Source organism: Trinickia dinghuensis (genome assembly GCF_003367175.1).
GTDB classification, from domain to species: domain Bacteria; phylum Pseudomonadota; class Gammaproteobacteria; order Burkholderiales; family Burkholderiaceae; genus Trinickia; species Trinickia dinghuensis.
The window spans coordinates 504,335-523,905 of record NZ_QRGA01000003.1 but is presented as its reverse complement, the minus strand read 5'-3'; the positions used below and the strand labels follow the sequence as shown (position 1 = coordinate 523,905).

General features: G+C 63.7%; 18 protein-coding genes. 11 read left to right on the top strand and 7 right to left on the bottom strand.

Annotation, left to right across the window (positions count from 1 at the left end):
• The 4 genes from DWV00_RS06570 to DWV00_RS06560 all read left to right on the top strand — a co-directional run bounded on the left by DWV00_RS06570 (window position 1) and on the right by DWV00_RS06560 (window position 4,563).
• Window positions 1-1,986 carry a lytic transglycosylase domain-containing protein gene (locus tag DWV00_RS06570; RefSeq protein WP_115532713.1) on the top strand — a complete coding sequence of 662 codons (1,986 nt, stop codon included), beginning with the start codon at window positions 1-3 and terminating at the stop codon, window positions 1,984-1,986.
• A gap of 88 nt (window positions 1,987-2,074) precedes the next feature.
• Entirely contained in the window at window positions 2,075-3,031 is a 957-nt protein-coding gene (locus DWV00_RS06565; RefSeq protein WP_115532712.1) for a complex I NDUFA9 subunit family protein, read from the top strand.
• 180 nt (window positions 3,032-3,211) lie between these two features.
• On the top strand, window positions 3,212-3,310 hold the full coding sequence (locus DWV00_RS35180; RefSeq protein WP_484419725.1) for a thioredoxin domain-containing protein: 99 nt from the start codon (window positions 3,212-3,214) through the stop codon (window positions 3,308-3,310).
• Complete coding sequence (locus DWV00_RS06560; protein WP_115532711.1) at window positions 3,307-4,563, top strand: multifunctional CCA addition/repair protein; 1,257 nt, start codon at window positions 3,307-3,309, stop codon at window positions 4,561-4,563. Before DWV00_RS35180 ends, DWV00_RS06560 begins: the two co-directional genes overlap by 4 nt.
• Before the next feature lie 26 nt (window positions 4,564-4,589).
• On the opposite strand, the gene DWV00_RS06555 is transcribed toward DWV00_RS06560, so the two are convergent.
• Window positions 4,590-5,810, bottom strand: coding sequence for a class I SAM-dependent methyltransferase (locus tag DWV00_RS06555; RefSeq protein ID WP_115532710.1), 1,221 nt, complete (start codon window positions 5,808-5,810; stop codon window positions 4,590-4,592).
• Between the two features lie 13 nt (window positions 5,811-5,823).
• Here DWV00_RS06555 and DWV00_RS06550 point away from each other — a divergent pair, with 13 nt between their 5' ends.
• The 5 genes from DWV00_RS06550 (at window position 5,824) to glmS (ending at window position 11,568) form a co-directional block, all read left to right on the top strand.
• On the top strand, window positions 5,824-6,645 hold the full coding sequence (locus DWV00_RS06550) for an SDR family oxidoreductase (RefSeq protein WP_115532709.1): 822 nt from the start codon (window positions 5,824-5,826) through the stop codon (window positions 6,643-6,645).
• Window positions 6,646-6,718: 73 nt separating this feature from the next.
• Window positions 6,719-7,120: a dihydroneopterin aldolase gene (locus DWV00_RS06545; protein ID WP_115532708.1), complete on the top strand. Its 402-nt coding sequence runs from the start codon at window positions 6,719-6,721 to the stop codon at window positions 7,118-7,120.
• The gene (gene ttcA / locus DWV00_RS06540) at window positions 7,117-8,157 is read left to right on the top strand and encodes a tRNA 2-thiocytidine(32) synthetase TtcA (RefSeq protein WP_245964742.1); all 1,041 of its coding nucleotides are present in this window, start codon (window positions 7,117-7,119) and stop codon (window positions 8,155-8,157) included. Before DWV00_RS06545 ends, ttcA begins: the two co-directional genes overlap by 4 nt.
• A gap of 120 nt (window positions 8,158-8,277) precedes the next feature.
• Window positions 8,278-9,639: a bifunctional UDP-N-acetylglucosamine diphosphorylase/glucosamine-1-phosphate N-acetyltransferase GlmU gene (gene glmU, locus DWV00_RS06535; protein ID WP_115532706.1), complete on the top strand. Its 1,362-nt coding sequence runs from the start codon at window positions 8,278-8,280 to the stop codon at window positions 9,637-9,639.
• Window positions 9,640-9,750: 111 nt separating this feature from the next.
• Window positions 9,751-11,568 carry a glutamine--fructose-6-phosphate transaminase (isomerizing) gene (gene glmS / locus DWV00_RS06530; RefSeq protein WP_115532705.1) on the top strand — a complete coding sequence of 606 codons (1,818 nt, stop codon included), beginning with the start codon at window positions 9,751-9,753 and terminating at the stop codon, window positions 11,566-11,568.
• Between the two features lie 195 nt (window positions 11,569-11,763).
• On the opposite strand, the gene DWV00_RS06525 is transcribed toward glmS, so the two are convergent.
• A complete protein-coding gene (locus DWV00_RS06525) occupies window positions 11,764-12,411 on the bottom strand; it encodes a LysE family translocator (protein WP_115532704.1) in 648 nt (215 codons plus the stop codon).
• A 99-nt stretch (window positions 12,412-12,510) separates the two neighbouring features.
• On the opposite strand from DWV00_RS06525, the gene DWV00_RS06520 reads away from it, so the two are divergent.
• The gene (locus DWV00_RS06520; RefSeq protein ID WP_115532703.1) at window positions 12,511-13,359 is read left to right on the top strand and encodes a LysR family transcriptional regulator; all 849 of its coding nucleotides are present in this window, start codon (window positions 12,511-12,513) and stop codon (window positions 13,357-13,359) included.
• A 350-nt stretch (window positions 13,360-13,709) separates the two neighbouring features.
• On the opposite strand, the gene DWV00_RS33925 is transcribed toward DWV00_RS06520, so the two are convergent.
• Window positions 13,710-13,883 (bottom strand): hypothetical protein, encoded by a 174-nt coding sequence (locus DWV00_RS33925; RefSeq protein WP_181885377.1) that lies wholly within the window; start codon window positions 13,881-13,883, stop codon window positions 13,710-13,712.
• 502 nt (window positions 13,884-14,385) lie between these two features.
• Here DWV00_RS33925 and DWV00_RS06510 point away from each other — a divergent pair.
• Window positions 14,386-16,020, top strand: a complete 1,635-nt coding sequence (locus DWV00_RS06510; RefSeq protein WP_115532701.1) for a methyl-accepting chemotaxis protein — start codon at window positions 14,386-14,388, stop codon at window positions 16,018-16,020.
• 59 nt (window positions 16,021-16,079) lie between these two features.
• On the opposite strand, the gene DWV00_RS06505 is transcribed toward DWV00_RS06510, so the two are convergent.
• From DWV00_RS06505 to DWV00_RS06490, 4 genes are all read right to left on the bottom strand, one after another.
• Complete coding sequence (locus tag DWV00_RS06505) at window positions 16,080-17,015, bottom strand: phosphatidate cytidylyltransferase (protein WP_115532700.1); 936 nt, start codon at window positions 17,013-17,015, stop codon at window positions 16,080-16,082.
• 3 nt (window positions 17,016-17,018) lie between these two features.
• Complete coding sequence (locus tag DWV00_RS06500; RefSeq protein WP_115532699.1) at window positions 17,019-17,636, bottom strand: lysophospholipid acyltransferase family protein; 618 nt, start codon at window positions 17,634-17,636, stop codon at window positions 17,019-17,021.
• A complete protein-coding gene (locus DWV00_RS06495) occupies window positions 17,629-18,273 on the bottom strand; it encodes a CDP-alcohol phosphatidyltransferase family protein (RefSeq protein WP_115532698.1) in 645 nt (214 codons plus the stop codon). The genes DWV00_RS06500 and DWV00_RS06495 overlap by 8 nt, the downstream gene beginning before the upstream one ends.
• A 276-nt stretch (window positions 18,274-18,549) precedes the next feature.
• On the bottom strand, window positions 18,550-19,509 hold the full coding sequence (locus DWV00_RS06490; RefSeq protein WP_115532697.1) for a chemotaxis protein CheV: 960 nt from the start codon (window positions 19,507-19,509) through the stop codon (window positions 18,550-18,552).
• Between the last annotated feature and the right edge of the window lie 62 nt (window positions 19,510-19,571).

Genomic DNA, 19,571 nt, shown 5'->3' with positions numbered 1-19,571 from the left:
ATGTCAAAACGCTTTGTTCGAGTATATCGCGCGGCCGCTCTCGCCCTCGCCGCCGTTGCGCTCGTCGCCTGCGGCACGGCCTCCGCGGGACGCCATTCGCGTCCGACCGCCGCACCCACGGACGACCAGATTTTCGTGAAGCTGCGTCAGGCTGCGTTGGGCAACGACCCGGTGCGCGCGGCGCAGCTCGCGGCGATGATTCCGAACTACCCGGCGCCGTCGTACCTCGAGTACTACCAGCTCCGGCCCCAGCTCTTCGACGGCAGCGGCCATGCGCGCCTCGACGCGCCGGACCAGGCCGTGCTTTCGTTCTTGCAGCGCCATGACGGCGAAGCGATCGCCGACCGGCTGCGCAACGATTACCTCGTGGTGTTGGGTGCGCGCCACGACTGGCGCGATTTCGACGAACAGTATCCGCGCTTCGTGCTCAACGACGACACGCAAGTGAAGTGCTACGCGCTCGAGTCGCGCGCCGCCCGCGGCGAAAACGTCGCCGAAGCGGCGCGCGCGCTGCTCGTTCAGCCGAAGTATTACGGCGACGGCTGCGTCGATCTCATCACCGCCCTGGCCACGAGCCATCAATTCACCGACGACGACGTCTGGCAGCAGATTCGCCTGGCCTACGAGCAAAACGCCACGGGCGTCGGCAGCCGGCTGTTCGACGCGCTCGGCCCGCAGCGTCCCGATCAGAAACTCATCGATCAGGCGACGAGCGCGCCGCCGCTCCTGCTCGCTCGCGGCGTCGGGCCCGATTCGGCTTCGCACGCGCTTGCGCTGCTCGCGGTCACGACGATGGCGCGCAACGACGTCGTCACGGCCGCGGCCACGTTCGCGACGATCGCGCCGTCGCTGTCGCTGGCCGAGCGTGCGATCGGATGGGGCACGATCGGATATCAGGGGGCCGTGCGCCAGGTGCCGGGCGCCGTGGATTGGTACCGGCTCTCGTCGAACGCGCCGCTATCGTATCCGGCCTACAAGTGGCGCACGCGCAGTGCGCTGCTCGCCGGCGATTGGACGATGGTGCGCTGGTCGATCGAGCAGATGCCGAGCGCGCTGCGCAGCGAGCCGGCTTGGATTTACTGGCACGCTCGCGCACTCGAGCAGAGCGGCAATCCCGAAGACAAGGCGCTCGCCACGCAAGAATACGAGCGCATCGCCTCGGGCTTCAACTTCTACGGGCAGCTTGCCACCGAAGCACTCGGCCGCAAGATCACCGTGCCGCCGAAGACGTCCGTGACCGACGCCGAAGTAGAAGCGGCGAGCCATACCCCGGGTTTCGACCTCGCGCGCCGCTTCTACGCGCTGAACTTGCGCCTCGAGGGCAATCGCGAGTGGAACTGGCCGCTGCGCGGCATGACCGATCGGCAACTGCTGGCCGCCGCCGAGTATGCACGCCGGATTCAGCTCTACGATCGCACGGTCAATACGGCCGATCGGACGCAGACCGAGCATGACTTTTCGCTGCGCTACCTCGCGCCGTTTCGCGATATCGTGGAGCGCGACGCGAAATCGACGGGGCTCGACGTCGAATGGGCGTATGGGCTGATTCGCCAGGAATCGCGCTTCATCATCAACGCGCAGTCGGACGTCGGCGCGGGCGGGCTGATGCAGCTGATGCCGGGCACGGCCCGGATGGTGGCGCGCAAGATCGGGCTCGGACCGCTCTCGGCCGAGCAAATGAACGACATGAATACGAACATTTTGCTCGGCACGACGTATCTGTCGATGATCTACAATCAATTCGACGGTTCGGCCGTGCTGGCCACGGCGGGCTACAACGCGGGGCCCGGCCGCCCGCGCCAATGGCAGGCGACGCTGCAGCGTCCGGTCGAAGGCGCGATTTTTGCGGAGACGATTCCGTTCAACGAGACGCGCGACTATGTCAAGAACGTGCTGTCGAACACGGTCTACTACGCGGCGCTGTTCGAAGGCCGCCCGCAGTCGCTGAAGGAGCGCCTCGGCGTCATCCTGCCTCAGACGCAGTAAGCGAGGCGCTGCGAGCCGGCCTGCGCGCGCGATGCGCGCCCGCATGCCGGCGGTGCCGTGGCGGCGGCCGCCCGCAGGGAGTCGAAAAATGCGACATCAATCCATTGCGCTGGTCGGCGGTTCCGGCTTCATCGGCACGCATCTCGCCAACGCGCTCGTCGCGGCCGGCAAGAACGTGCGCATCGCCACGCGCAAGCGCAGCCATGCGAGCCACCTCACCATGCTGCCGCTCGATGTGATCGAACTCGATCTGTTCGATCCGCTTGCGCTCGCTCGGTTCGTCGAGGGCGCGGATGCCGTCGTCAATCTCATCGGTACGCTGCACGGCGGGCGCGGCCGGCCCTACGGAGCCGAATTCGCCCGGCTGCACGTCGAATTGCCGTCGAAGATCGCCGCGGCCTGCGAAGGCAAGGGCGTTCACCGGCTCGTTCACCTGAGCGCGATCAACGCCGATTCGAGCGGCCCGAGCATGTATCTGCGCTCGAAAGGCGACGGCGAAAAAGCCGCGCTCGCGGCGGCCCAGCTCGCGACGACGATCTTTCGGCCTTCGGTCGTCTTCGGTCCCGAGGACCGCTTCCTCAACACGTTCGCGGCGCTGGCGCGCCTCTTTCCCGTGCTGCCGCTCGCCAAGCCCGACGCGAAGTTCCAGCCCGTCTACGTCGGCGACGTCGTCAAGGCGATCGTCGGGACGCTCGATCTCGATGCGGCGTCCGGGCGGACTTACGAACTCGGCGGCCCCACGGTCTATACGCTCGAATCGCTCGTGCGCATGTGCGGCGAGATGATCGGCCGCCATCCGCGCATCGTGCGGCTGCCCGATGCACTGGCCTACATGCAGGCGATGACGTTCGAGACGCTGCCGGGCGCACCGCTCATCACGCGCGACAACCTCGATTCGATGTCGCTCGACGCGGTCATGAGCGGCCCGCTTGCCGAGGAGCTGAACATCGAACCCGTCGCCATCGACGCGATCGCGCCGACCTATCTGAACGACGCTTCGCTGCGTTCGCGCTTCAGCGCATTTCGCGCGACGGCGGGACGTTGAGCCGGAAGGAAACCGGGGCCGCTCCGGCCCGGTCCGCGCGGTGTGGTTCAATGCGGCTCGGCTCGGCGGTGCGCCGAGCGTCGATTGCGTGCTCATGGCACCATGGCCGTTTCGCGTAAGCTTTCACGCCCCGCGCGATTAAACTTCAACGCTGTTCTCAAACGCTTCTTTCGGTGGCGCATGAAACTCATCATCGGTGATAAAAACGACCCATCTTGGTCGATGCGGCCCAGGATCATGATGAAACGAATGGGCATCGTCTTCGGCGACGACGCATGAAGATCTACGCGGTAGGCGGCGCGATTCGCGATGCGCTCCTTGGCGTGCCGGTATCCGACCGCGACTACGTCGTCGTCGGCGCGACGCCCGAGCAGATGGTCGCGCAGGGCTATCGTCCCGTCGGCAAGGATTTTCCCGTGTTCCTGCACCCGCAGACGCACGAGGAATACGCGCTCGCGCGCACGGAGCGCAAGACGGCGGCGGGCTATCACGGGTTTCAGTTCTACTACGCGCCCGACGTCACGCTCGAGGAGGATCTCGCCCGGCGCGACCTGACGATCAACGCGATGGCGCGCGAAGTGCGGCCCGACGGCGAGTTGGTCGGCCCAGTCATCGATCCGTTCGGCGGGCAGGACGACTTGCGCGGCCGGTGCTTTCGGCACGTCGGCGAGGCGTTCGTCGAGGACCCGGTGCGGATTTTGCGCGTGGCGCGTTTCGCGGCGCGCTTTCACGACTTCGTGGTGGCACCCGAGACGCTCTCGCTGATGCGGACGATGACCGAAGCGGGCGAAGTCGACGCCCTGGTGCCCGAACGCGTCTGGCAGGAGATTTCGCGCGGGCTCTCGGAGCGCAAGCCGTCGCGGATGTTCGAGGCGCTGCGCGAATGCGGCGCGCTGGCGCGCGTGCTGCCCGAGATCGATGCGCTGTACGGTGTGCCGCAGCGCGCCGACTATCACCCGGAAGTCGATACCGGCGTGCACGTGATGATGGTCGTCGATTACGCAGCGGCTCGCGGCTATGCCTTGACCGTGCGTTTCGCCGCCTTGACGCACGATCTCGGCAAGGCCACGACGCCCGACGACATCTTGCCGCGCCACATCGGTCACGAAACGCGCAGCGTCGATCTGCTGCGGCCGATGTGCGAGCGCCTGCGCGTGCCGAACGAGTGCCGCGACTTGGCGCTGCTCGTCGCGCGCGAGCACGGCAATATTCATCGTGTGATGGAGATGGGCGCGCAGGCGCTCGTGCGGCTGTTCGAGCGTTGCGATGCGCTGCGCAAGCCGGCACGCTTCGCCGAGGCGTTGCAGGCTTGCGAAGCCGACGCGCGCGGGCGGCTTGGGTTCGAGACGCGCGAGTATCCGCAGGCCGATCGGCTGCGCGTGGCGCTGGTGGCTGCGCGCGGCGTCGATGCGGGCGCAGTGGCGCAGGCGTTCGCGAACGATCCGGCGAAGATCAAGGACGCTGTGCATCGGGCACGGGCGAAGGCGGTGGCCGACGCGTTAGGCGATGAAAAGGAAAAGCGGGGCGAGTGACGCTCCGCTCCCCTGGGCTTAGCCGTTCACAGCGTGTGCGTCCGGTCCCCCCGCGCGAATGCGTCGAGCGCCCCGTCGATGGCGCGCGAGAACGCGATCACCTTGAACAGTTCGCCCATTTCGGCCTCGGACAGCAGCTTCTGCACAGCGTTGGCCGCGGGCAGGAACTGGGCCGCATCGGCCGGATCGATCTCGGAAAGGACGTCGGTAATGCCGGCGTTCATCAGGAAGCGAGCTTGCGACGTATAGCCGAGCAGATCCGCCCCCGTTTCGACGCCCGCTTCGGCGATGCGCGTGAATTCGACGTGGGCCGTGATGTCCTGCAGCCCCGGATAAAGGAACGGATCGCCATGCGCGCGGTGCCGGTAGTGGCACATCAACGTGCCTTCGGTGCGCTGCGGGTGGTAGTACTCGCCGCGCGGAAAGCCGTAATCGATGAAAAACGCCGCGCCGCGCGCGAGCATCGTGCAGACGGTGCGCACGAAGGCCGCGCCGGCCGGGTGCGCCTCGGCGACGTAGTCGACGTGCGGGTCAATCTCGGCGTCGAGTTGCGCGAGCAGGGCGCTGTCTTCCTTCGAGAGCGAGATCCCGGGGGCATCGAGGGCACGAGTTTCGAAGCGCAGCGCGCCGGCCTCGTCGATGCCGACGCCGCGTGCGTGCCAAACGCCGCCCGTGCGCGCGTATAGCTGGATCGGCATCGCATCGAGCACCTCGTTGCCGATGATCGCGCCCTCGAACCGCTCGGGCAATGCATCGAGCCAGCGTACGCGCGAAGCCAGCGGGCCGCCCAGCGTTTCGATCGTTTCGCGCTGACGTTCGCGCAGCTCCCCGGACAGATCGACGATGGTGTAGCTCTCGAGCGGCGTGCCGAGGGCATCGAGGGCCGACAGGATGCCGGCCGCGAGCCGCCCCGTGCCGGCGCCAAATTCCATCAGCTGGCGCGTACCGCTCGCATCGAGTGCCTGAGCCAGCGCGCGGGCGAGCGTCCGCGCGAAAAGCGGTGAAAGCTCGGGGGCCGTGACGAAGTCGCTGCCGTCCTCGGCGCGGCGGCCGAATTTGCGCGCGCCGCCGCTGTAATATCCGAGGCCGGGCGTGTAGAGAGCAAGCTCCATGTAGCGATCGAACGGCAGCCAGCCGCCGGCGGCTGCGACCGCATCGCGGATCCGCGCGATCAGTTCGGCACTGGCGGCGAGCGCATCGGCGGTCGGAACGGGTAAACTAGCGGGTTCGTGAGCATTTTGATTCATTCCCGCATTGTAAATGACCGTCTCCGTCGATTCTCGCCCTGACGCCGGCGTCGCGGCGCCACCCTCGCGCGTCGTACTCGTCACGGGCGCGGCGCGGCGCATCGGGCGCGCGCTGGCGCTCGGCTTCGCGGCCAAGGGGTGGGATGTCGCCATCCATTACGGCACGGCGCGGGCCGATGCCGATTCGCTCGCCGCGCAGATTCGCGCGCTGGGCCGCCGCGCCGCCGTGCTGGCCGCCGATCTGGCGGTCGAATGCGAGGTGGCGGGGCTCGTCGCGGCTTGCACGCAAGCGCTCGGCCGGCCCGCCTGCATCGTCAACAACGCGTCGCGCTTCGTCGAGGATACGGCGCGCGACGTCGGCTACGAGACGCTGCTCGCGCATATGGCGGTGAACGTCGGCGCGCCGCTCGTGCTGGCCAAAGCGCTGTTCGAGGCGACGCCCGACGCCGCGCGCGAGGACGAGACGCTGCGCGGCGTGGTCATCAACGTGCTCGATCAGAAGCTGTACAACTTGAATCCGGACTATCTGTCGTACACGCTGTCGAAAGCGGCGCTGCAAACGGCGACGGTCACGCTGGCGCAGGCCCTCGCGCCCAAAGTTCGTGTCGTCGGCATCGCGCCGGGGCTGACGCTGCAGTCGGCGGACCAGACCCCCGGCGAGTTCGAGGAGGCGCATCGCGTGACGCCGCTCGGCCGCGCCTCGACGCCCGAGGATATCGTCGCGGCGGCCTGCTATTTGGCGGATGCGCGCGGCGTGACGGGCGCAACGCTGGTGGTCGACGGCGGACAGCACTTGGTGCCGCTGCCGCGCGACGTGATGTTTTTGACGCGCTGAGGCGCTTCGGCCCCGGCCCCGGCCGCAATGGGTCTGTCGCGCTCGAGCAGCGCATTTTTTGATTGGAACGAATATGGTTGCCGCTCTCTTGCATCCCCGACTCGCCGACTGCCGTAGGCTGTTTCTGCGCAATTACGAGGTCTACATCAACATCGGCGTGCACGAGTTCGAGAAGCGCGGGGAGCAGCGTGTCGTCATCAACGTCGAACTGTTCGTGCCGCTCGCGCAAACGACGCCGACCGAGGACAAGCTGCACGAGGTCGTCGATTACGACTTCATGCGCGCGACGATCGCGCGCCGCGTCGGCAAGGGTCATATCCATCTGCAAGAGACGTTGTGCGACGACATCGCGGCGATGATGCTCGAGCATCCGCGCGTGCGCGCCGTATCCGTCTCCACGGAAAAGCCCGACGTCTATCCCGATTGCGACGCCGTGGGCGTCGAAGTATTTCGCATCAAAGAGGAATCCGCATGAACGCGCCCGAGAGGATCACGCCTGAGGGCACGGCCGAGCCATCCGACGAACACGCCGCAGGGCTTGCGCAAGCGCCGTCGAACGACACGCCCGGTGAGGCGCTCTCGCGTCCCGCGCTGACGCGCCGCGAGCAAAAAGAAGCGTACGAGAACAACAAGCTGTTCAAGCGGCTTGCTCGGCTCGTCGGTCAAGCGATCGGCGACTTCAACATGATCGAGGACGGCGACAAGGTGATGGTCTGCATGTCGGGCGGCAAGGATAGCTACGCGATGCTCGATATCCTCATGCGTCTGCGCGAGCGCGCGCCGATCGATTTCGACATCGTCGCCGTCAACCTCGACCAAAAGCAGCCCGGTTTTCCCGAACATGTGCTGCCCGAATACCTGACGAGCCTGGGCGTGCCGTTCCATATCGAGAACCAGGACACCTACAGCATCGTCAAGCGTCTTGTCCCCGAGGGCAAGACGACGTGCTCGCTCTGTTCGCGGCTGCGGCGCGGCATTCTCTATCGCGTGGCCGGCGAACTCGGCGCGACGAAGATCGCGCTCGGCCACCATCGCGACGACATCTTGCAAACGACGCTGCTGAACATGTTCTACGGCGGCAAGCTCAAGGGAATGCCGCCGAAGCTGCAATCGGACGACGGCAAGAACATCGTGATTCGGCCGCTTGCCTACGTGAAGGAAGTCGATCTCGAGAAATACGCGCAATTGCGTGCGTTTCCGATCATTCCCTGCAATTTGTGCGGTAGCCAGCCCAACCTCAAACGTGCGGAAATGAAGGCGCTGATCCGCGATTGGGACAAGCGTTTTCCGGGGCGTGTCGACAACATGTTCAGTGCGTTGTCGAACGTGGTGCCGTCGCACCTGATGGATGCGGGGCTGTTTCCGTTCGCGGGGCTGCGTGCGACGGGGCAGGCCGACCCGCTGGGCGACATCGCGTTCGACGACGAGCCGTGTGCCACGGGGGCGGCGGGCGACGGCGGCGAAGGACGCGGCGCTCAGGCGATTTCCTTCGTTCCGTTCGACGAACTATAAGGCGCGCACGCCGCGTTCGGCCATACGGAGCATGGGCTGGCGACGCCCGTCGCACGGCTTTTGCATGAGAGGCTGCATGCTAAAATCGCGCACTTTGTACTCCTATTTTTCGCCGATGCCATGAACATCGTCATTTTGGCTGCAGGCACCGGCAAGCGCATGCGTTCCGCGCTGCCCAAGGTGCTCCACCGGTTGGCCGGCCGGCCGCTTCTCTCGCATGTCATCGATACCGCTCGGTCGCTTGCCCCGGCGCGGATCGTCGTCGTCGTCGGCCATGGCGCGGAGGCCGTTCGCGAGGCCGTTGCCGCGCCGGATGTCGCGTTCGCGCTGCAGGCCGAGCAGCTCGGGACGGGGCACGCCGTGCAACAGGCGCTGCCGCTGCTCGATCCGGCTCTCCCGACCCTCGTGCTTTACGGCGACGTGCCGCTCACGAAGCCGTCGACGCTCAAGCGCTTGGCCGATGCGGCGGTCGAAGGCCGCTACGGCATTCTGACGGTCACGCTCGACGATCCGACCGGCTATGGCCGCATCGTGCGCGACGCCGGCGGCTACGTGACCCGCATCGTCGAACAGAAGGACGCGACGCCGGATCAGCTGCGTATCGCCGAGATCAACACGGGCATCGTCGTGACGCCGACGGCGCAGCTGGCGATGTGGCTTGGCGCACTGAGAAACGACAACGCACAGGGCGAGTATTACCTGACGGACGTGGTCGAGCATGCGATCGAAGCGGGCTTCGACGTCGTCACGACGCAGCCCGACGACGAATGGGAAACGCTCGGCGTCAACAGCAAGGCGCAACTGGCCGAACTCGAGCGGATCCACCAGCGCAATTTGGCCGACGTGTTGCTCGGCGCGGGCGTGACGCTCATGGATCCCGCCCGGTTGGACGTACGCGGCGAACTCACGTGCGGTCGCGACGTGTCGATCGACGTCAATTGCGTTTTCGAAGGCAGCGTGACGTTGGCGGACGGCGTGACGGTCGGCGCGAACTGCGTGCTGCGCGACGCGACGATCGGCGCCGGCACGCGCATCGAGCCGTTCACGCACATCGAAGGGGCGAACGTGGGCGCGAACGCGGTGCTGGGGCCGTACGCGCGGCTGCGGCCCGGCGCGGTGCTCGGAGAGGAAGCGCACGTCGGCAATTTCGTCGAGGTGAAGAACGCAACCCTCGGCCACGGCGCGAAGGCGAACCATTTGACGTATATCGGCGATGCCGACATCGGCGCGCGCGTGAACGTCGGGGCGGGGACGATCACCTGCAACTACGACGGTGCGAACAAGCACCGCACGGTGATCGAGGACGACGTCTTCGTCGGTTCGGACACGCAGTTCGTGGCACCGGTGCGGGTGGGCCGCGGCGTGACGATCGCGGCCGGCACGACGGTGTGGAAGGATGTGCCCGAAGGCACGCTCGTGCTCAACGAAAAGACCCAAGTGACGCGCGGCGGCTACGTCCGCCCCGTCAAGAAGAAAAGCTGAGCCGTGAAGAGCTGAGCCGCGTTGACGCCGCATGCGCTCGCGCACGGAAGCGAGCGCGAGCGCGGCGCATGATTGAAGAATGAAGCAAGACTTGCGAAAGGAAGAATTCCCATGTGTGGCATCGTCGGCGCCGTAGCGCAGCGTAATATCGTTCCCGTCCTCGTCGAAGGACTGCGCCGCCTCGAATATCGCGGCTACGATTCGTGCGGCGTGGCCGTGCTGACGAACGGCGCGCCGCGCCGCGCGCGCAGCGTCGCACGCGTGGCCGACCTCGACGCGCAAGTGAGCGAGCGACATCTCGAAGGCGTCACGGGCATCGCGCACACGCGCTGGGCCACCCACGGCGCGCCGGTGACCGACAACGCGCATCCGATCTTTTCGCGCGACACGGTCGCGCTCGTGCACAACGGGATCATCGAGAATTTCGAGGCGTTGCGCGAGATGCTGCGCGGCAAGGGTTATGAATTCGTCTCGCAGACGGATACCGAAGTCATCGCGCACCTGATTCACAGCCTGTACAGCGGCAACCTGTACGACACCGTCTGCGAAGCGGTGAAGCAATTGCACGGCGCCTACGCGATTGCCGTGGTCCACAAGGACGAACCGCACACGGTGGTGGGCGCGCGGCAAGGTTCGCCGCTCGTCGTCGGCGTGGGGCAGGGCGAGAATTTCCTCGCCTCGGACGCGCTGGCCCTGGCCGGCAGCACCGATCAGTTCATGTTCCTCGAAGAAGGCGACGTTTGCGAGCTGACGCGCGAGGGCGTGCGCATCAGCGATCGCAGCGGCGCACGCGTCGAGCGCGAGATCCGCACGGTGCATTCGTACGGCGGCGCGGTCGAACTCGGCCCGTATCGCCACTTCATGCAGAAGGAAATCTTCGAGCAGCCGCGCGCGATCACCGACACGATTCCGGCCAGCGACGCGTTCGAGGCGAAGCTTTTCGGTGACGGCGCGTCGGCGGCATTCGATGACATCGATAGTATTCTGATACTTGCATGCGGCACGAGCTACTACTCGGGATTGACGTCGAAGTACTGGCTCGAATCGATCGCCAAGATCCCGACGCAGGTGGAAATCGCGAGCGAGTATCGCTATCGCGAATCGGTGCCGAATCCTAAGGCGCTTGTTGTCGTGATCTCGCAGTCGGGCGAGACAGCCGATACGCTGGCCGCGCTCAAGCATGCGCAGGAACTCGGCCATCGTCATACGCTGGCGGTGTGCAACGTCAGCACGAGCGCGATGGTGCGTTTGACCGAGATGCAATTCTTGACGCACGCGGGCACGGAGATCGGCGTGGCATCGACGAAGGCGTTCACGACGCAGCTCGTCGGTCTGTTCACGCTGGCGGTGACGCTCGGCAAGATCCGCGGTTTCGTCGATGCGGACAAGGAAGCGGGCTACCTGAGGCAGTTGCGCCACTTGCCGGCCGCGTTGAACAGCGTGCTCGCGCTAGAGCCGCAGATCATCGCGTGGTCGGAGGAGTTTTCTCGCAAGGAGAACGCGCTGTTCTTGGGGCGCGGGCTGCACTATCCGATCGCGCTCGAAGGCGCGCTCAAGCTCAAGGAAATCTCGTACATCCATGCCGAGGCTTATCCGGCCGGCGAACTGAAGCACGGGCCGCTGGCGCTCGTGACGGAAGCGATGCCGGTGGTGACGGTGGCGCCTAACGATGCACTGCTCGAGAAGCTGAAGTCGAACATGCAGGAAGTGCGTGCGCGCGGCGGCCAGCTTTACGTGTTTGCCGATTCGGATACGAAGATCGTCAATGAAGAAGGCATGCACGTGATTCGGATGCCCGAGCATTACGGCATGCTCTCGCCGATTCTGCATGTGGTGCCGCTGCAGTTGCTCGCGTATCACACGGCATGTGCGCGCGGGACCGACGTGGATAAGCCGCGGAACTTGGCGAAGTCGGTTACGGTGGAGTGAGGGGGGCGGCGAACACTTCCCTACCGCCGGTATAGCGCCTTCGAAATGAATTCGTCGAGCGGGCATACCCGGGTTTCGGCCCAGGTTTGTCCCCTCGATTCCTCTAGCCTCTCCCGCCGCTTCCGCCTCTCTCCGCTCCGCAAATCTCCCGTCGGTTTTGGACGCGAGGCCACATCGGCCTATGCCTCACGACGGTCAGGACATCACCAGATACTTCACGGCGTCCATCGCCAGGCTTATCCCAAGTCCACCCAGCATTGCGCCCATCACCCATCTCTGAGCGAGCATCAGACCAGGCCTGCCTTTGAGAAACCTGGCCATCCCGCTAGACGCGACGGCAACCGAGCCGTTCGCGAGAGCGAACGCCGCGATCAGCAACGATCCGAGCGTGAGGGACTGACCAAACACATCGCTTCGTTCGTGGTCAATGAACTGCGGCAGCAACGAAATGAAGAGCATCGCTAGCTTGGGGTTCAACAGGCTGGTTGTCGCACCCATCGCAAGTAGCCGAAGCGGCGGTTCCTGCGGCAATTGACGCACCTCAAATGGTGAGCGTCCCCCGGGCTTCACAGCTTGCCAGGCAAGGTAAAGAAGGTATGCCGAGCCCGCTGCGCCGAGAATGGCGCTCGCACCCGGCACTTTAAGTACGAGTGCCGTGATTCCAAACGCGGCACTGAACATGTAGAAGAGGTATCCGAGCATGACCCCGGCTAACGAGACAAGGCCAGCTCCGCGGCCCTGTGCAATCGAGCGTGACATCACGTAGACCATGTTTGGGCCGGGCGTAATCGCGAGCATGCCACCCACCGCCAGAAATTGGTACATCGACCCTGAAATGTGCATTGAGTCACCTCGATAAGCTTGATGACTCGATTTTCCGACCACCCGCCTCTGAAGGGAAATGAATTAAACTGCATCAACTCGTCAGATTTTCTGAATAATATGAAGAAGCTCGATTTGGACGTGCTTGAGATGATCGTGGCTGTGGCGGACTCGGGCTCATTTGCCAAAGCGGCACAGACAGTGTTTCGGTCGCCGTCGGCCGTCAGCATGCAAATCCGCACAATCGAGGAATCGCTCGGTAAGCAGCTTTTCGTGCGTGACACTCGCAACGTGGCGGCTACTGCGGAAGGCAAAAGACTGGCGGACTACGGACGTCGCATGCTGGAGATGCGTGATGAGGCGTGGGCTTCGATCGTTCGACCCGAAGTGGAGGGACAGGTCGCAATCGGCGTTCCCGACGACTATGTGTCTTCGCTGTTGCCTCAAGTACTGGCAAGGTTCGCGGTCATGCATCCACGGGTGGACATCCGCGTTATCGGACTGCCCAGCATCGGCCTTGTGCCGATGCTGAAAGACAACACCATCGACCTGGCTTGCCTGACTAAAGTAAAAGGACTAGCTGGCGAATTTATCCGGTATGAGCCAATCATCTGGACGGGCTCTGAAAAGCGGAAGATTTGGCTCGAGCGTCCGTTACCCATCGCAGTATTCGCGGACGGCAGCATGGCGCGTGACCACGCAGTGCGAGCCTTGAGACGGAACAACATCAAGTTCCGAATGAACTATGAAAGCCCGAGCTTCCTCGGTCTGCTCGCCATGGTCCAGGCAGGCCTCGCGATAGCGCCGCTCGCAAAATGTAGCATTCCGGGAAATTTCATTCAACTCACGGAGAGCGATGGGGTACCTGCGATGGATGATGCCGAGGTCGTCCTCGCGCGCAGCGCCAAATCCGATCGGCCCCCTTGCGATTATCTTGCGCAACAGATTCTCGACGAATGGAAAGAGTGACCGTCGACGTGGCTCGAGATGCAACCACGTGACTGACCTGCTTGACGCTATCGCATCCAGCCTGCGGCGCAGGGCATCGATTTTGTTGGTGGCGATTCGCTTGCTGTCGGCCGCGGCTTTCGTCGCCTTCGCCTGAAGGGCCCGCTCTGCATCGGCAAGCCGGGTACGTTGGTTGAACATATCCTCTTCGAGCTTTGCCGCCTGCGACCGATTGAACCGTTCGATCATGTCTTTGATGCGCTGCGCGTCGGGCGCATGCTGTTCGAGGAACATCGCGTCGACGGCCTTCGGAATCGAATGCGCGGTCCCTTGCTCATGATAGGCCGGCCTGACCGGCGCATAAACAGCGGTTAGGCGGCGAACAGCGATAGCGTGCTGAGTTCTCTCATCAGGGCCGGCTTACGAGACTCCAGCACATCCGACTCAATCTGAAAAATCACGGACTTGATGACATCTGTCTGCGACATCGCTGTTTTTTGGGCCAGATTCTTCAGGTCCTCGGCTATGCGTGGCGCGACTTTCATGGAGAGGCGCCGGCGAGCGCCGCCCCGACGTTCCTTGTTACCGGTGAACGCTGATGAACATCGTGCCTGGGTTGCCGCGATCCCAGATCGGAGCGCGGCAATCACAGCTAGCTTCGCCCCCTTGAACCCTTTGGGGAGGGAAACTAGGGCTCTATCATACGAAGAATGTCGTAAGAAACGGGGAGCTTCCGTAAAAATAATCATTTTGCTGCCCACCCGGTTCGTGTCCCGGTAGTCGGTAAAAAGTAAGACTAATATAAAGACCTGGATTGCTCCGTTGTCCGGTCGTCGTCATGGTTCTTTCTGTGGATAGCCTGTAAATGTCCGTTTAAATAAGGGCTTAGAGCGCCATCAACATAGGGATTTCCTGAGCCTTACAGACGGCATTGGAAGCCCTTTCCGATCAAATAAAGTATTACAATTTTCGCCGTAATACGAATTTGTCACCGTGAGTTCCCCGCACCGCGCGTGACCAAAAAACAACCCGCGTTTCGGAGACCAGATGAAAGTCGCCAACCTTTCCATTGCTCGGAAGCTCTACACGACCTTCGGCGCCGTGATCGCCGTGCTGGTGATCCTCGGTGCCACCTTCTATTCGTTCTTTTCGTCGGTGACGAGCGCGAACCGCCTGAACATCCATACGTATCAAGTCATCGATGAGACGCGGCTGTTGTCCGAAAGCCTGATCAATATGGAAACGGGCCTTCGCGGCTACGCGCTCGTCGGCGAAGACGCCATGCTGGAGCCGTACCTCACCGGAGCGAAATCGTTCAAGGAGCGATTGGCGGCGATCCGGAATCTCACGAGCGACGACCCGCGACAGCAGGAGCTGCTGCGCAAACTCGAAGCCGAGGAGTCGCAATGGGTATCGAGCTTCGTCGATAATCTGCTCGCGAAGCGCAAATTGGTGTTGGCGGTCAGCATGACGATGGATCAGTTCGTCGATGCGTACAAGGCAAACACGGGTAAAACGCAGATGGACGCGATGCGTGCAACGCTCGACGAGGTCGCTGCGAACGAGTCGTCGCTGCTTGCGGTGCGCGCGGCGCAAGCCGAGTCACGGCAGATGGAGACCAAGGTCGCGCTGATCGGCGGCACGCTGCTGGGGGTTGTACTTGCGTTCATTTTCGCGACGTGGATCTCGCGGCTCATTGCCTCGCCGTTGCGTGAGGCCGTGGCTCATGCCGAAGCGATTGCCGCGGGCGACCTGACGCGCACGATCGATTCCCGCACGACCGATGAAGTGGGCGCCTTGATGCGCGCGTTTGCGGGCATGCAGCACAAGCTCGCCTCGGTCATCTCCACCATCAAAACGTCGACCGACTCGATCAACGTTGCCGCGGGCGAGGTCAGGGCCGGCAATGCCGATTTGTCATCCCGTGCGGAGCAGCAGGCCGCCTCGCTCGAGGAGACGGCATCGAGCATGGAACAGTTGACGGCGACGGTGAAGCAGAACGCCGACAACGCCCGTCAGGCGAGCGGCCTAGCTTCCACTGCCTCGGAAGTCGCCGACAAGGGCAACGACGCCGTGGGCCGTGTGGTGGCGACGATGGGCGACATCAACGAAAGCTCGAGCAAAATCGGAGAGATCACCGGCATCATCGAAGGTATCGCGTTCCAGACGAACATCCTCGCGCTGAACGCGGCCGTCGAAGCCGCGCGCGCCGGAGAGCAAGGCCGGGGCTTCGCCGTCGTCGCCAGCGAAGTGCGCAGCCTCGCGCAGCGCTCGTCGGCGGCGGCCAAGGAAATCAAGGAACTCATCGGCGCGTCGATCGACAAGATTCGCGGCGGCATGACCGAAGTCGAAGAGGCCGGACGGACAATGTCCGAAGTGACCGTCGCCATCGGCCGCGTGACCGACATCATGGGAGAGATCGCTGCGGCCTCGGACGAGCAAAGCCGAGGCATCGAACAGGTCAACCAGGCCATTACACAAATGGACCAGGTGACCCAGCAGAACGCGGCGCTTGTCGAGGAAGCTGCGGCGTCTGCTCAGTCGCTCGAAGATCAAGGCAGCGAACTCGGACGTGCGGTTTCGATCTTCCGCATCGCGGCGAACAGTGCTGCTTCCGCACCGGCGAAGGTGGCTGTTCGTCCTGCGATCCGCATGTCGGTGAAACCGTCGACGGTGCTCTGACCAGTTACGCCCTCGATCCACGAAACGATGAACTCCGCATGCGCAGGCGAGGCGCTGCCTCACGGGTACGCGAAGAAAAACCGCGTGAGATGAAAGAAGACCGGGGCGGCAAGACAGATGCTGTCGACCCGGTCGAGCATACCGCCGTGGCCGGCGATCATGACGCCCCAGTCTTTTGCGCCGAGCGAGCGTTTCACTGCCGACAAAACCAACCCGCCCGTAAAGCCGCATACGACGATGACGGTCGACATCAGGGCGGCCTGCCAGAGGTTGAACGGCGTCAGACGATACAGTCCGGCGCCCAGTGCAATCGCGAGGGCGCCTCCGCCGACGAGTCCTTCCCATGTCTTCGACGGGCTGACGAGCGGCGAGAGCTTGTGCTTGCCCCACAGCTTGCCGCAGACGTATTGGAATACGTCGCTCGCTTGCACCACCAGCAGGAAAAAGAGAAGCAGTGGCCCGTTGCTGCCGAAGTAGTGCGGAAACTTCAGCAGCAGGAGCGCCGGCGCGTAGCTCAGCGAGTAGACGCAGACCATGAGCGCCCATTGAATCTTCGCGGTGCGCTCGAGAAAGTCGGCCGTATCTTGCGAGAACGCCGCCGCTGCAGCCAGCACGAGAAATGCATATACGGGGATAAATATGGCGAACAGGCCGTACCAGTGCACCGCCAACAGAAAGTATTGCGCGGGCAAGGCAACGTAATAGGTCAGAACGAGCGACCAGTAGTCAGAGGGTTTCGTCGGCGTCAATGCGAGAAACTCGCGCAGCGCGAAAAACGAGCACAGGAAGAACAGGGCGATCGTTGTGTTGGCACCGAGCCATAGGGCAGTGGAGACGATGCCAATCATGACCCACCACGCCGAGATGCGCGCGTTCATGTTGGCGATCGTCGCATTGCCTGCGCCATAACTCGCCCGTAGAACGGCACCCGTCGCCGTGAAGACGCTCAGCAGCGCCAGGATTCCAATGAGCGTGATCCAAAAGACGTGAGGCATGGCTTATCCCTTGACGGTGTTCTGCAGGCGCACCACGGCATCGCGCGCTTCGGTGAGAAAGGCTTCCTTGTTGTCGCTCGTGGCGCGAGCGATTTCAGTGCCGAAGGAAACATGGCAACTGATCGGAACCGGCAGCACCGCCCCCTTGGGCATGGCTCGGGCAAGGTTGGACAAGTGGACGGGTACGAGCGAGACGTCCGGAAACTGCAGGGATAGCCAGTAAATCCCGCTTTTGAACGGTCCGACTTCGCCTGTGAGGCTGCGCGTTCCCTCGGGGAAAAGGATGAGCGACGAGCCGTAGGTGAGCGCGTCTTTGACTCGTTCCAGCGGATCGCCGCCGCTCTCGTGTTTGCGTTCGACGAAGACGACGTTAAGGATGCGGTTCGCGATGAAGCGTCGCACCGGCGACGAATCCCAATAATCGCGCGCGGCCGCCGGCCTGGCAAAGGCCCGAACGTCGGGAGGCAGTGCCGCGAGGATGGCGAGCGTGTCGACATGGCTCGAGTGATTGGCGAAGTAGATCGTTTGGCGCGGGCTCGGCCGCGCCGTGCCGTAGCGGCCGTGCGCGCCCACGACGAGCCGCACCACGCCGAGCAGCCAGCTTTGCAGGACGTTACGCATGGGTGGCCCCGCTACTCGTATTGGCTTCCTGCAGATCCCGAACGATTGCGCGGGTGCGGGTGATGCAGGTCACGGCGCTGCCGGCCGCAATGATCGAAAGCGCGATAAGCAGGCAGACGTGATGCCGGTGCAGCAGGGTTTCGGCGGCCGTGGCCACGCACGCGAGCGTGAGCAGCGCCATGCGATGTTGCTTGGCCATCGGGCCGATGAAACGCTGTTCAAGACCGACCGCGCCGCCGAACACTCTCACGTACGCGGTGAGCGCGGCCAGAAGCGCGGAGGCCCACCCGAGCGATGGCACTCCCGAGGCATAACCCGCGGCCGCGAGCAGCAGACTATCGGCAAGCCGATCGGGAAATTCGTTGTAAAGCGCGCCGACGACGGACTTCTTCCCGCCTTCGACGGCGACGAGCCCGTCGATGACGTTGCACAGAAGGCGTAATTGGATGCCTGCGATCGCGACGATCATCGCCCAGGGGCTATCGATGCGCAGCAATGCGATCGCACCTAGTGCCGCGAAAATGACGCTCGCGCTCGAAATTTGATTCGGGGTGACGGCGCTGCGGGCAAGCATGCCCGATATCGCGACGATGAATCGGTTCGATCTGGATTTGATCGGCCGCCGGTTTTCGCTCATTGTTTTCCTCGGTCGCTGTTATTGATGTCCTGACCGGGGATTGGCGCTCTCTTCGCTCACCCCGGCCGGTTGGATCGCGCGATTCGGGTCGCACGATCGCGTTTCGCGGTCGGGGTGTATTTTAATCAGATTAATTCATGAGGTTTCGTGCGATAGCGCATTTAGGACGATGAGCAGTCCAAATCGCGCTTCGCGGCGCCATGCTCCTCTTTTTCGGCTTCGTTCGATTTCGAGAAAAACGCTCGAGTGGCCGGCCAGTAGACCGGCCCGCAACGACTACGACGCCAACGCCTCGGTGATCGCTTCGCAAAGCTCCTTCGGCGCGAACTTCGCGACATACCCGTTAGCACCGGCATTGCGCACGTGCGCTTCGTTGGCCGAACCCGTCAGCGAGGAATGAATGATCACGGGAATATGCTTGAGCCGCTCGTCCGCCTTGATCTTGCGCGTTAGCATGAAGCCGTCCATCTCGGGCATTTCCAGATCGGTGATGACGAGCGCGATCTTGTCGCGTGCCGGCACCTTGTCCTTGTCCGCTTCGTCGGCATAGCGCAGCAGCATCTGCCACGCTTCCTCGCCCGTATTGGCGATCACATGCGGCGCGCCGATCGCGGTCAGCGCCTGGTCTAGCAGCGAGCGCGCGAACGCCGAATCGTCGGCGGCCAGGATCTTTCCGCCGCCGGCCGCGTAATTGACCTCGGCACTGAGTTCGGCTTTGTTCACGTCGCGATGCTGTTCGGGGAATACGTCGCGCATGACCTGCTCGACGTCGAGCACCTGCGCCAGGCGCAACTCGCCCGAATCGCCGTTGAAGCGCGCCATGCTCGTGATGTAGCCCGTGCCGCCGGCGCATTCGGCCGGATGCACTTGGCTCCACTCGAGGCGCACGATGTCGTCCACGTCCTCCACGGCGAATGCCTGTGTCGTACGCGCAAACTCCGTGATCAGCAAGATGTTCGGTTCGCGCGAAGGCGTGTTGCCCGTCAGACGGCACAGATCGATTACCGGAATGATCTGGCCGCGAATGTCGATCGCACCCATCACGGACTCAGGCGCGCCGGCGATCGGCGTGATCTCGCGGTTCGTGATGATCTCGCGAACCTTGAAAACGTTGATGCCGTACAGCGCCGGCGCCATGCCCTGCCGGGCGGTGCCCAGGCGAAACAGCAGAAGTTCGAACTTGTTCTTGCTCGTGAGCTGCGTGCGCTCATCGTGCATGATGTCGTGACTAGACATGCGTGCCCTCAATATGAAATCCGACCGGCGTCCCAAACCGCTTCGTCCGCGGGATGCGCCAT